Origin of the sequence: Phycicoccus jejuensis, assembly GCF_044797865.1 — a bacterium.
GTDB lineage: Bacteria > Actinomycetota > Actinomycetes > Actinomycetales > Dermatophilaceae > Phycicoccus > Phycicoccus jejuensis.
This window is the reverse complement of the sequence record NZ_CP085209.1, coordinates 1,437,163-1,449,712: the sequence shown is the minus strand read 5'-3', so window position 1 is coordinate 1,449,712 and position 12,550 is coordinate 1,437,163. Positions and strand designations below refer to the sequence as shown.

The following is a 12,550-nucleotide window of genomic DNA, read 5'->3' as shown; positions in this document are numbered from 1 at the left end:
TTCAGTCGTGACGTCTCGAACACGGCGGCCGCAGCTGTCCGCGGTTTGAACATGCGACGGCCCGCACGCGGTCGGATGTTACCGCGGCATGCGAAGCGGCAGACCGCTGGCGGCGGCGCCTAGACCGTTCTAGCCTGTGTGAGATGACGGACATCAGACCTGTTGAGGACGTCTACCCGGTTCTCAAGCAGTGGGCTTTCGTGGCGACGGAAAGCGTAAAGAACCTGGACTCGGCGATCGACCAATTCTATGCGGCTCGTCACGCCCTAAACGAGGCGCGCCGATCGAGCCGAGCGGAACATTGGGCGGCGGCGTTAGGCGCCGAGGAGCGTTCGTACGAAAATTCTATCTATCGCATCCAAGGCGCTTCATTCTTTTTGGTCTCGGCCGCGAGTCAAGTTGTACGGGTAATTGAAAATGACCCGAGCCTAGGCGACCTGCCGGGGGGTCTGAATGTCAGGATGCGAACTCTTCGTGACGTTCTCGAGCATTGGGACGACTGGACGAAGGAGAAGATCGGAGGCAACCGCCGCACGTCGGGCTCGCTCCTACGAGACGCGGACCCTGATGCGTGGCCGTTCGGTTGGGTGTTCACGCCTGACGACTTTGTGGTTGCTGGTCAGGTCCCGTTGGCGGAACTACGCAGTGCCTTGGGTGACCTGTGGGGGTGGCTTGAATCGCAGCCTGCGTCCCGAAGTCGCAACCCGTCCGCCGATTCGCCGAGGCCGTACCCGCTGGTGGCCCGATCGAGTCCTTGAAAGTCGGCCACGATGCTAGTCACCGCCCGGTGCTGCGAGCCCTCGAGGCGTGCCGCGGGCAGCGTGTCGACGGCCCGCTCATCCTGCGCCCGCTGAGCGGGAACCCGGTGGACCGACGCGACGTGTACCGGATGGTCAGCCGGATCGCCAGGGTCGCCGACATCCCGCGGCACATCAGCCCGCACTCTCTGCGGCACGCCGCGATCACGAACGCCCTCGACGCCGGGGTGCCGCTGCGGGACGCGCAGATCCTGGCCCGTCACGCCGACCCTCGCACCACCGAGCACTATGACCGCGCCCGCGGCAACCTCGACCGGCACGGCGTGCACTTCCTCACCGCGTACGTCGCAGGTGTGTGAGGTGGCCTGTCCGTGGGGAGCGGCGGTCACGCCCCGCCCCGTGCCAGACTCGCGCGAGTGGCCGACTTCGAGCTGACGACGGACGAGCTGCGCGCGGTCGCCGGGTACGCCGCCGACTGCGCCGAGCCGGCGCTCGTCGTGTGGGACCGCGCCCACCCCGACGACGACCGGCCGCGCGCCGCGGTGGACGCGGCCCGCGAGTTCGCGCAGGGCGCGCCGCGCTCGAACCTCCAGCGCCGCACCGCGACTGACGCCCACCGCGCCGGTCGGGAGGCATCCACCGAGGCGGCGAAGCACGCGGCGACGGCCGCCGGAGACGCCGCAGCCGCCGCCTACCTGCACCCGCTCGCGAACGCCACGCAGCTGCGGCACCTCCTCGGCGCCGCGGTGCACGCGGCCCGGGCCGCCGAGCTGTACCGGGGCAACGACCCCGTGGTCGCCGAGTACGTCCTCGACGCCGCGGCCCGGCGGGCCGGCCCGGTGGTCGTCGACGTCCTGTCCCGCTACCCCCGGGCGCCGGAGGGCGGCAGCCGCGTGGCGGCGCTCCTGCGCCGGCTCGACGTGCTGCTGCGCGACCCGCCCCCGCCGAAGCGCGTCGTCGACGACCCCGGCCCGTTCTTCCACGGCACCCGCGCCGACGTCGGTCCCGGTGACGTGCTGACGCCGGGGTGGCGCTCGAACTTCGGGTCGGGCCGCCCCATGAAGCACATCTACGTCACCGCCTCGTCGAACGGCGCTCCCCTGGCCGCCGAGCTCGCGCGGGGCGACGGGCCGCCGCGCGTCTACCGGGTCGAGCCGCTCGGCCCGCTCGAGGACGACCCCAACGTCACCGACAAGCGCTTCCCCGGCAACCCGACCCGCTCCTACCGCACGACTGAGGGCGTGCGCGTCGTCGAGGAGGTGCTCCACTGGGAGCCCCCGGACGCCGCGCTCGTGCAGCGCATCCGCGCATCCTCCGGCGAGCTGGCCGAGCTCGGCATCGAGGCGATGGACTGAGCCGCCGGTACCCGGCCTCCGCGACGGTGGCTGCCGGCGCCGCGACCAGCACGATTCCTCGGCCCGCAGGGTGGTCACGTAGCGTTTTCGGGTGACCACCCCCACGCGACCCCACCCCCGCCGCGCCGCGCTCGCCCTCGCCGGGGCGCTCGCCGTCACCCTCGCCGGCTGCTCGACCGGCACCCCCGAGGCGGCCCCGACCAGCGCGTCCGCGCCGAGCACCTCCGCGTCGCCCTCGGCCTCGGCGACCCCGTCGCCGACCGCGTCCGCCACCTGCGCCGACACGACGTACGAGGCGATGACCGCGGACCAGCGGCTCGGCCAGCTGCTCATGGTCGGCTTCGACACCAACGCCTCCCTCGACGCGCTCGACTCGACGATCACGAAGGACCACGTCGGCAACGTCATCTACCTCGGCGGCTGGGAGGGCGCCGAGAAGGTGTCGACCACCTCCGAGCACCTCCAGGGGCTCGTGTCCCGCAAGGCCACCGCCGGCATCGACCTGATGATCGCCGCCGACCAGGAGGGCGGCGAGGTCCATCAGCTGCGCGGCGAGGGCTTCACCCGCCCGCCGACCGCGAGCGAGCAGGCGCAGATGTCCTCGTCCGCGCTGCGCAAGGCCGCCGCCGGCTGGGCCGAGGAGCTCAAGGACGCCGGGGTCAACGTCAACCTCGCCCCCGTCACCGACACCGTGCCGGCCGACCTCGGCCGCGGCAACGAGCCGATCGGCAGGTACGAGCGCGAGTACGGGTCGGACCCCAAGACCGTCGAGAAGGCCTCGACGGCGTTCATCGAGGGGATGCTCGACGGCGGCGTCGAGGCGACGGTCAAGCACTTCCCGGGGCTCGGCCGCATCCGCAACAACACCGACTTCCACAGCACCGGCATCACGGACCCGAAGACGACGAAGGACGACCCCTACCTCGAGCCGTTCGCCGCGGGCGTCGACGCCGGCGCGGGCCTGGTCATGGTCGGCTCCGCCAACTACGCGAAGATCGACCCCGGCGTGCCGGCGATGTTCTCGCGCACGGTCGTCACCGACATGCTGCGTGGCGACCTCGGCTTCGACGGCGTCGTCATCACCGACGACGTCAACGCGCAGTCCGTCCGCTCCACCTCCCCGGGGCAGCGCGCCGTCAAGTTCGTCGAGGCGGGCGGCGACATCACGCTGACCGGCGACGCGTCCGTGGCCCCCGCGATGCTCGAAGCCCTGGCCGCGAAGGCGGCCAAGGACGACGACTTCGCGCAGCAGGTCGACGCCTCGGTGCACCGCGTGCTCGACCTCAAGGACCGGATGGGCCTGCTCCCCTGCTCGTCGTCGCCGTCGAAGGCCGGGGACTGACGGCGGGCACCCCTCCCGCCGCGGCCCGGACCGGCCTAGGCTCGACGGGGTGACGGCCTCCCCCTCCACCGCACCGGCCCCGGTCATCGTCCTGGCGTCCGGCGAGCACACCGACACCCTCCTCGACGTCTTCTGGCGCTACTCGCGCGAGTACGACCTGCGCACCGCCGGCTCGTGCCGCGAGGCGTGCGACGTCACCGAGGACGCCCTCGCGCAGGGCCACCAGGTGGCGATGTTCGTCACCGACTCGCGCCTGCCCGACGAGGAGAACGTGCTCGCCGCCTTCGCGGAGTGGCGCCACCTCGTGCCGACGGCGCGCCGGCTCGTCGTCGCGCCGTACGACCGGTTCCTCTCCGACGCCCCACGGCTGCGCTCCGGCATGGCCAAGGGCAAGTACGACGCCTACCTCCTCATGCCGCGCGGCACGCGGGACGAGGAGTTCCACCACTCCGTGACCGAGCTGCTCAGCGAGTGGGGCTGGACCGCGACCGACCCCGACGTCGTCGTCGCCAAGATCGTCGCGCCGCCGGGTGACGTCGTGGCCCAGCAGGTCCGCGACTTCTTCGACCGGATGGGCATCCCCTGCCGCTCCGTCGAGCCCGACAGCGAGATCGGCCGGCACGTGGCCGAGCACTTCCCCGAGGACGCCGGCTACCCGAGGGTCTGGGCCGCCAACCGCGACCCGATCGTCGCGACGTCGGTGCGGGATGTCGCCCGCTCGTTCTTCGACACGCGGGCCGAGCGCGAGATGGACGCCGCCGTAGGGGCATCCGTCGTCGACGTCGCGGTCGTCGGTGGTGGACCCGCGGGGCTCGCGACGGCGGTCTACGCGGCGTCCGAGGGGCTCTCGACGATCGTCCTCGACGGCAGCGCCATCGGTGGGCAGGCCGGCACGAGCTCGATGATCCGCAACTACCTCGGCTTCCCGCGCGGCGTCTCCGGGATGCGGCTGGCCCAGCGGGCCCGCAACCAGGCGCTGCGCTTCGGCACGCGCTTCCACACCGGGTGGGAGGTCGAGCAGCTGGTCGCAGGTGCCGACGGCGAGCCACACCTGTTGCGCGGCAGCGACTTCGAGATCAGCGCGCGGTCGGTGGTCGTCGCGTCCGGGGTCGACTACCGGCACCTCGGCGTCCCCTCGGTCGAGGCACTGGTCGGGCGCGGCGTCAACTACGGCGCGGCGATGTCGCTCTCGCGCGAGATGGAGGACCAGGACGTCGTCGTCGTCGGTGGCGGCAACTCCGCCGGGCAGGCCGCGGTGCACCTGGCGCGCTTCGCGCGGTCGGTGACCGTGGTCGTCCGCCGGCCGTCGCTGTCGGAGACGATGTCGGCCTACCTCGTCGGCGAGATCGAGTTCAACCCGCGCATCACCGTCGAGCCGTGCACGCAGGTCGTGGACGCTGGCGGGGATGGCCGCCTCGAGTGGGTGGCGTTGCGCGACACCACGACCGGCGAGACGCGGCAGCGCCCGGCGTACGGACTCTTCCTGCTGCTCGGGGCCGAGCCGCACTGCGGCTGGCTGCCCGACGAGGTCGCGCTCGACGAGCGCGGCTTCGTCCTCACCGGGCGCGACGTGCCGAAGGACCGCTGGGTCGACGGCCTGCCGCCCGAGAACCTCGCGACGAGCGTGCCCGGCATCTTCGCCGCCGGCGACGTGCGCGCGGGCTCGATGAAGCGGGTGGCCGCGGCGACCGGCGAGGGCGCGTCCGTCGTGCCGCTCGTGCACGCCTGGCTGAGCCCCGGCGACGCCTGAGCGGGCGCGCCGAGGAGGCGACTGCGGCGCCGGCAGCGCGCGTCAGGCCGAGACGACCGTCACCGGCATCGAGGAGTCGGCCGGGATGCCGAGGTCCGACGGCGGCCGGCCCTTGAGCACCATCTGCGCGCCGAGCGCGGCGACCATCGCCCCGTTGTCGGTGCACAGCTTGGGGCGAGGCACGCGCAGCTCGATGCCCGCGGCGTCGCAGCGCTCCTGCGCCATGGCTCGCAGCCGCGAGTTGGCCGCCACGCCGCCGCCGATCTGCAGGTGACCGACGCCGTGCTCGCGGCACGCGTCGATCGCCTTGCGGGTCAGCACGTCGGTCACGGCCTCCTGGAAGCTGGCGGCGACGTCGGCGACCGGGACCGACTCTCCGGCAGCCTCCTTCGCGGCGACCCAGCGCGAGACGGCGGTCTTGAGCCCGGAGAACGAGAAGTCGAAGCGGTGCCGCTCCATGTCGCGCCCACCGGTCAGCCCACGCGGGAAGTCGATGACGACCTGCCCCTCGCGCGCGACGCGGTCGATGTGCGGGCCGCCGGGGAACGGCAGCCCGAGGACGCGCGCGACCTTGTCGAACGCCTCACCCGCCGCGTCGTCGATCGTCGACCCGAGGCTGCGCACGTCGTGCGTGACGTCGGGGACGAGCAGCAGCGAGGAGTGCCCGCCGCTGACGAGCATCGCGAGGGTCGGCTCGGGCAACGGGCCGTGCTCGACGATGTCGACGGCGACGTGGCTCGCGAGGTGGTTGACGCCGTGCAGCGGCACGCCGAGCGAGAGGGCCAGCGCCTTGGCCGACGCGACACCCACCATGAGGGCGCCGGCCAGGCCCGGCCCGGAGGTGACGGCCACCGCGTCGACGTCGCGGAGGGTGACGCCGGCCTCGGCGCAGGCCCGCTCGATCGTCGGGACCATCGCCTCGAGGTGGGCGCGGCTCGCGACCTCGGGCACGACCCCACCGAAGCGCGCGTGCTCGTCGACGCTGCTCGCGATGGCGTCGAACAGGAGGGTCTCGCCGCGGACGAGGCCGACACCGGTCTCGTCGCACGAGGTCTCGATGCCGAGGACGAGGGGCTCGTCAGTCATCTGCGGCTCCGTTCTGCTGGAGGGACTTTCGCATGACGAGGGCGTCGACGCCCCCGGGGTAGTAGCGGCGACGGCGGCTGATGACCGCGTAGCCGGAGGACTCGTAGAGGCCGATGGCCGGCGCGTTGTCGGCCCGCACCTCGAGGAGGACGTGGGCGGCGCCGCGGGAGAGGGCCCGTCGCTCGAGGTCCGCCAGCAGCACGCGGCCGAGGCCCTGCCCGCGTGCATCCGGGGAGACCGCGACGGTCATGACGTCCGAGACCTCGCCGCCGTGGTCGAGCCCGCCGTAGCCGAGGAGCGTGCCCGCGTCGTCGGCCGCGACGACGTAGTCGCGCCGGGGTCGGGCCGCGAGCTCGGACCACCACGACGCCTCGCTCCAGGCGTCGTCGGGGAACAGTGACGCCTCGAGCGCCGCGAGGCCGGTGACGTCCGGCCAGCGCGCGTCGCGGAGGGTCGCAGCGCTCATCGCGCGGCGCGCTCCGCGGTGGTCAGGGCGTCCGGGCGGCGCAGGTAGAGGGGCTCGACGGGCATCGGCGTGCCCGCGGCGAGGCGGCGCGCGGCGACCCGTGCGAGCACGCCGGGGTCGACGTCGAGGACGTCGGCCAGCGGCGCCTCGAACAGCTCGGCGTAGAGCAGCGGGCCGCGGCCGGCGGTGGGCAGGGCGCGGACCTCGGCGGGCAGGCCGCCCGGCGCCTCGACGGCCGGCTCGGTGACGGCCTCGGCGGCGCCGTCGGATCCGCGGCGGTAGCGGGCCCAGTAGACCTCGCGCCGGCGGGCGTCGGTCGCGACGAGGACCTCGTCGGCGTCGGTGGCGGCCAGCGCCTGCTCGGCGAGGACGTCGAGCGAGCAGACGCCGTGCACCGGCACGTCGAGCGCGTAACCCATCGTCACGGCCGTCACCATCCCGACGCGCAGGCCGGTGAACGGCCCGGGGCCGGTGCCGACGGCGAGGTCGGTGACGTCGCGGACGCCCGCGCCGGCCTGCGCGAGCGTGCGCTCGACGAGCGGGGCGAGCAGCTCGGTGTGGGCACGGGCGTTGACCTCGACACCGACGACCGGCTCCTCGCCGTCGCGCAGGACGGCGACGCCGATGGCCGAGGTGGAGGTGTCGAGGGCGAGGGTCAGCACGGCTCTCCTCCGAGGGGTGCGAGGGGGTCGGGGGCGTCGGCATCGGCCGCGTCGGCGGTGGCGTCGACCGCCCAGCGGCCGCCGACGCCGGTGACCGTGGCGGTACGGCGCTCGGTCTCGGGGTCGACGTCGAGCACGACCTCGAGCCGGTCGTCGGCGAGGCCCTCGGCGAGGCCGTGGCCCCACTCGACGACGGTGACCGACTCCTCGACGCTGGCGTCGAGGTCGAGGTCGTCGAGCTCGAGGGCGCCGCCGAGGCGGTAGGCGTCGACGTGGACGAGCGCCGGCCCGCCGACGGTCGAGGGGTGCACGCGCGCGATGACGAACGTCGGGGAGGTCACCGCTCCCCGCACGCCGAGGGCCTCGCCGAGGCCCTGGGTGAGGGTGGTCTTCCCGGCGCCGAGGCCGCCGGTGAGGACGACGAGGTCGCCCGCCCGCAGCACCCCGCCGAGGGCGGTGCCGAGGGCCCGGGTGTCGTCGACCTCGGGCAGCACGAACCGACGGGCGCTCACGAGGCCGCCTCCCTGCGGGCCCGGCCGGCCCGCCGCTTCTTCGAGATGTCCTGGACGGTGCGCCGCACGCGCGGCTTGCTGCTGACCGGCACGCCCTCGGCCACGGCTCGCCGGGCGCGCTGGATGAGCGCGAGCAGCTGCTCGGTGACGAGGTCAGGGTGCTCGAGCATGAGGATGTGCCCGGCGTCCTCGACGACGACGTGCTCGGCGCCGGGGACGTGCCGGACGATGTCCTCGGAGTGCGAGGCCGGCGTGATGAGGTCGCCGGCGCCGTTGATGACGAGGAGCTCGACACCGGTCAGCGCCTGGAGCGACGGCACGAGGTCGAGGCCGTCGATGTCCGGCAGGAAGGCGGCCATCACGTCGAACGAGGTCTCGAAGATCATCTCGGCGACGAGGTCGACCAGGGCCGGGCTGACCGGCGAGTCGAAGGCCCAGCGGGCGACGGCGAGGTCCTGGACGCCCTTGCCCATCTTCCGCAGGACGCCGATCGGGCCGGCGTGGCGGGAGAGGCGGGTCAGCACGCCCGGCCCGAGGGAGCCGACGACCCGACCGACGAGCGGTCCGAGGCCGAACTCGGTCACCTCGTGGCCGCCCGGCGAGGTCGAGACGAGCGCGACGGCGAGGACGCGGTCGCGCACCACGTCGGGGTGCTGGCCGGCGAAGGACATCACGCTCATCCCGCCCATCGAGTGGCCGATGAGCACGACCGGGCCGGTCGGGCAGGTGGCCTCGATGACGGCGGCGAGGTCGAGGCCGAGCCGGGCGACGGTGCACGTGGAGAGGTCCGGAGTGGAGGAGCGGCCGTGCCCGCGCTGGTCGTAGGTGACGACGCGCAGCCCCTCGTCGAGCAGCGCGCGCCGCTGGAGCACCCACGACTGCATGGTGAGGGCGAAGCCGTGGGCCATGACGACCGTCGGGGTGCGCCCGGCGAGGTGGCGGCGGCCGCGGCTCGCGGCGCGCGGGGCGTCGATCTCGACGTGGAGGTCGACCCCGTCGTCGGTGCGCACCGTCAGCGACTCGCCGGGGACGTGGCCCCAGCCCTCGACGGGGTCCCCGAGGTCGGGGCGCATCGCCGGCCCGCGGCGGACGCGGTCGCCGACGGCGCCGAGCAGCCCGAGCGGCCCTCCGGTGGGACGGGTGGGCATCAGGCGCCCTCCCCGACCACGACCCGGGGCAGACGGGGGGCCATCCGGGTGACGACCTCGTAGTTGATGGTGCCGGCGGCCTGCGCCCAGTCCTGGGCCGTGGGCTCGCCGTCGGCGCCGCGGCCGAGGACGGTCACCTCGTCGCCGGGAGCGCCGTCGAAGTCCGGGCCGAGGTCGAGGACGAACTGGTCCATGCAGACCCGCCCCGCGATGGTGTGCCGGCGGCCCCCGACCTGCACCGGACCGGCGTTGCCGGCGTGCCGCGGGATGCCGTCCGCGTAGCCCATCGGGACGAGGCCGAGCACGGTGTCGCGGTCGGTCGTGTACTCGTGGCCGTAGCTGACGCCCTGCCCGGCGTTGGCGCGCTTGACCTGGGTGAGGCGCGCCGTGACGCGCATCGCCTCGCGCAGGCCGAAGTCGGCCGGGCTGCCGAGGTCGGGCACGGGCGAGAGCCCGTAGACCGCGAGGCCGGGGCGGACGAGGTCGAAGTGCGCGGAGGGGTTGGTGAGCGTCGCGGCGGAGTTGGCGAGGTGGCGCAGGCCGGGGTCGACGCCGGCGGCCTCGAGCTCGGCGACGGCCTCGACGAAGCGCTCCTGCTGGGCGCGGACGGTCGGGTGCTGCGGGGCGTCGGCCCACGCGAAGTGCGACCACGTGCCGGTGACGTGGACGGCGCCCTCGGCGACGGCGGCCGCGAGCGCGTGCGTGAACTCGCTCCAGTCGGTGAGGACGCCGCCACGGCCGAGGCCGGTGTCGACCTTGGCCTGGACGCGGGCGGTGGTGCCGCGCTGGCGGGCGGCGGCGACGACGGCGTCGAGGTTCCAGCGGCTGCCGACGGTGAGGTCGACGTCCGCGTCGAGGGCGGCGCCGAGGTCGGCCTGCGGCGGGTAGATCCACGTGAGGAGGGGGGCGTCGACGCCGGCGGCGCGCAGCGCCAGGGCCTCCTCGAGCTGGGCGACACCCAGCCAGGTGGCGCCACCGGCGAGGGCGGCGCGCGCGGCGGTGACGAGGCCGTGGCCGTAGGCGTCGGCCTTGACGACGGCCATGACCTGGGCCGGGGCGCAGCGACGCACGAGCGCGGCGACGTTGTCGCGGATGGCCGCGGCATCCACCGTCACCCACGCGGACGCACCCGTCGGCGCGGTCGCTCGGGCGGGTGCGGTGGGGGCGGGGTGGTGGGTCATGAGCCTGTCCAGTCTAGGACCGCAGGTCGGGCCGGGTCCGCGGAGGTCACCAGACGCGACCCCGATGCGGTCCGATCGGCGGAGGCAGTCACGGTGCGGGTGCCGGGGCCGGCCAGGTGCGGCCCCCACCCGGAAGCGCTCGAACCTGAGAGCGGACCCCCAACAGGTGCTCTCCCAGCCTCCTGCCAGCGCGGAAGGAATCCCTTCCATCCCGGAAGGTTTCCCTGCCACCGCGGAAGGAGTCCCTTCCACCCGGCAAGGTCTTCCTTCCACCCAGCAACGTTTCCCTTCCACGGCACAAGGAAGTGGTTGCGCGTGGAAGGGAAACCTTGCGGCGTGGTGGCAGTGGTTGCGGCTGGAAGGTAAACCTTCCGCTCCGCATGGAGGCTGGGAGGGTACATATTGACCCTCCGCTCTCAGGAAAGCGTCCGGGCCCGGGCCCTTCCCTTCGTGCTCAGCGGCGGAGGAGGGCCGCCACGGTCGCCGGGACGGCCCGTGCCACGTCGAGGGCGCGCACCGGTCCACCGGGGTTGGCCCGGTCGGCGGCGACCCCGTGCACCAGCGCGCCGAGCGCTCCCGCGACGTCCGCGCGCAGGCCCGACGCCAGCAACGTCCCGACCACCCCGGCCAGCACGTCCCCCGCCCCGGCCGTCCCGAGCCACGCCGGCGCGTCCGCCTGCGACCACACCGGCGCACCATCCCCCGGCGGCACGACGAGCGTCGTCGACCCCTTGAGCAGCACCGTCGCCCCCGTCACCTCGGCCAGCCGCCGGGCGTGCCGCAACGGCGCCGCCTCGACGGCCGCGCGCTCCACGTCCTCGCCGGTCAGCCGCGACAGCAGTCGCGCGCACTCCCCCGCGTGCGGCGTCAGCAGCGTCACCCGCTCGGCCCGCTTGCGCAGCACCGCGGCGTTGAGCAGGTCCAGCCCGCCGGCGTCCACGAGCACCGGCTCGTCCCCCGCGAGCGCGTCCCGCGCGGCGTCGAGCTGAGCCTTCGACCCCGCCGCCCGCGACGTCGTGTCGAGCCCGGGCCCGACGACCCACGCCTGCACCCGCCCGACACCGTGCGTCACCTCGGGCACGTGCGCGCGCACGAGCCCCTCGGGCGTGGGGGTCCCGACGTACCGGACCATCCCCGCCCCCGCCTCGACGGCCGCCGTCGTGCACAGCAGCGCGGCGCCCGTGTAGGACTCCCCACCGGCCACGACGCCCAGCACCCCGCGCGAGTACTTGTCGTCCCGCGGCCCGGGCACCGGCCACATCCCGGCGACGTCGTCGTGGTCGATGCGGCGCACCACGGGGACGGCGTCGACCTCCAGCCCGATGTCGACGACGGTCAGCGCGCCGCACGCCTGCTCGGTCGGCGCCAGCAGGTGCACCGGCTTGGCGACCGAGAACGTCACCGTCTCGTCGGCGAGCACCCCGTCGGCGTCGAAGACCTCGCCGGCCGGGTCCTGGCCCGACGGCAGGTCGACCGCCAGCACGTACGCCGACTCCGGCACCGCCGACACCCACGCAGCCGCCCACTCCGGCAGCCCCGGCCGCGCCCCGATGCCGAGGATGCCGTCGAGGACGAGGTCGGCCTCGGCGACCAGCGCCACGTCACCGCTCAGCACGACCCCGGCGGCCTCGGCCGCCGACCGCGCCCCCTCGTGCACCGTCTCGCCGACGAGCGCGACGGCCGCGTACCCGGCCTCGGCCAGGGAGGCCGCCGCGTACAGCGCGTCGGCGCCGTTGTTGCCCGGCCCGACGAGCGCCACGACCGAGCGGCCCCCGCGCTCCTCGAGCCGCGCCGCGGCCACCGCCGCCAGCCCTTCGACGGCGCGCGCCATCAGCTCGCCGTCCGCGAGCGACGCCATGAGCGCCTCCTCGGCGGCGTACACCGCGGCGGTCCCGTGGCCCTCGATCATCGCTGCTCCTCCCGCTCCGCGACGACGACCGCCGAGGCGATCCCGGCGTCGTGCGAGAGCGACACGTGGATGGACGTGATGCCGAGCTCGGCGACGGCCGCCTCGACGGTGCCGCGCAGCCGGAAGGCCGGCCGGCGGTCGGCTCCCCGGACGACCTCGGCGTCGTGCCACTGCAGGCCGACGGGCGCCCCGAGCGCCTTGGCCAGGGCCTCCTTGGCCGCGAACCGCGCCGCCCGCGAGTTGAGCGGCAGCACCCGCTCCCCCTCGGTGAACAGCCGCTCCCCGAGGCGCGGCGTGCGCTCGAGCGTCGCGCCGAAGCGCTCGACGTCGACGACGTCGATCCCGACCCCGACGATCACCGCGCCACCGGCGTCATGCCGT

The 12,550-nt window shown here is 74.5% G+C and carries 13 protein-coding genes; 5 read left to right on the top strand and 8 right to left on the bottom strand.

What is annotated here, in order from left to right; genetic code table 11:
• Positions 1-143 precede the first annotated feature (143 nt).
• From LG324_RS06860 to LG324_RS06840, 5 genes are all read left to right on the top strand, one after another.
• The gene (locus LG324_RS06860) at positions 144-758 is read left to right on the top strand and encodes a hypothetical protein (protein WP_404352660.1); all 615 of its coding nucleotides are present in this window, start codon (positions 144-146) and stop codon (positions 756-758) included.
• A gap of 29 nt (positions 759-787) precedes the next feature.
• Positions 788-1,117 (top strand): tyrosine-type recombinase/integrase, encoded by a 330-nt coding sequence (locus LG324_RS06855; RefSeq protein ID WP_404352659.1) that lies wholly within the window; start codon positions 788-790, stop codon positions 1,115-1,117.
• Positions 1,118-1,174: 57 nt separating this feature from the next.
• Complete coding sequence (arr, locus tag LG324_RS06850; RefSeq protein ID WP_404352657.1) at positions 1,175-2,113, top strand: NAD(+)--rifampin ADP-ribosyltransferase; 939 nt, start codon at positions 1,175-1,177, stop codon at positions 2,111-2,113.
• Positions 2,114-2,204: 91 nt separating this feature from the next.
• Positions 2,205-3,455, top strand: coding sequence for a glycoside hydrolase family 3 N-terminal domain-containing protein (locus LG324_RS06845; protein WP_404352655.1), 1,251 nt, complete (start codon positions 2,205-2,207; stop codon positions 3,453-3,455).
• A gap of 49 nt (positions 3,456-3,504) precedes the next feature.
• A complete protein-coding gene (locus LG324_RS06840; RefSeq protein WP_404352654.1) occupies positions 3,505-5,205 on the top strand; it encodes an FAD-dependent oxidoreductase in 1,701 nt (566 codons plus the stop codon).
• 42 nt (positions 5,206-5,247) lie between these two features.
• Here LG324_RS06840 and tsaD read toward each other — a convergent pair whose 3' ends face one another.
• From tsaD to LG324_RS06800, 8 genes are all read right to left on the bottom strand, one after another.
• On the bottom strand, positions 5,248-6,291 hold the full coding sequence (gene tsaD / locus LG324_RS06835) for a tRNA (adenosine(37)-N6)-threonylcarbamoyltransferase complex transferase subunit TsaD (RefSeq protein WP_030528838.1): 1,044 nt from the start codon (positions 6,289-6,291) through the stop codon (positions 5,248-5,250).
• Entirely contained in the window at positions 6,284-6,757 is a 474-nt protein-coding gene (gene rimI / locus LG324_RS06830; RefSeq protein WP_404352653.1) for a ribosomal protein S18-alanine N-acetyltransferase, read from the bottom strand. The genes tsaD and rimI overlap by 8 nt, the downstream gene beginning before the upstream one ends.
• Positions 6,754-7,419, bottom strand: a complete 666-nt coding sequence (gene tsaB / locus LG324_RS06825; protein WP_404352652.1) for a tRNA (adenosine(37)-N6)-threonylcarbamoyltransferase complex dimerization subunit type 1 TsaB — start codon at positions 7,417-7,419, stop codon at positions 6,754-6,756. Before tsaB ends, rimI begins: the two co-directional genes overlap by 4 nt.
• The gene (gene tsaE / locus LG324_RS06820; protein WP_215512501.1) at positions 7,413-7,931 is read right to left on the bottom strand and encodes a tRNA (adenosine(37)-N6)-threonylcarbamoyltransferase complex ATPase subunit type 1 TsaE; all 519 of its coding nucleotides are present in this window, start codon (positions 7,929-7,931) and stop codon (positions 7,413-7,415) included. The genes tsaB and tsaE overlap by 7 nt, the downstream gene beginning before the upstream one ends.
• Positions 7,928-9,079, bottom strand: a complete 1,152-nt coding sequence (locus tag LG324_RS06815) for an alpha/beta fold hydrolase (RefSeq protein WP_404352651.1) — start codon at positions 9,077-9,079, stop codon at positions 7,928-7,930. Before LG324_RS06815 ends, tsaE begins: the two co-directional genes overlap by 4 nt.
• The gene (gene alr, locus LG324_RS06810; protein ID WP_404352650.1) at positions 9,079-10,260 is read right to left on the bottom strand and encodes an alanine racemase; all 1,182 of its coding nucleotides are present in this window, start codon (positions 10,258-10,260) and stop codon (positions 9,079-9,081) included. The genes LG324_RS06815 and alr overlap by 1 nt, the downstream gene beginning before the upstream one ends.
• A gap of 454 nt (positions 10,261-10,714) precedes the next feature.
• Positions 10,715-12,169: a bifunctional ADP-dependent NAD(P)H-hydrate dehydratase/NAD(P)H-hydrate epimerase gene (locus LG324_RS06805; protein WP_404352649.1), complete on the bottom strand. Its 1,455-nt coding sequence runs from the start codon at positions 12,167-12,169 to the stop codon at positions 10,715-10,717.
• Positions 12,166-12,528 (bottom strand): holo-ACP synthase, encoded by a 363-nt coding sequence (locus tag LG324_RS06800; RefSeq protein ID WP_030528844.1) that lies wholly within the window; start codon positions 12,526-12,528, stop codon positions 12,166-12,168. The genes LG324_RS06805 and LG324_RS06800 overlap by 4 nt, the downstream gene beginning before the upstream one ends.
• Positions 12,529-12,550 lie beyond the last annotated feature (22 nt).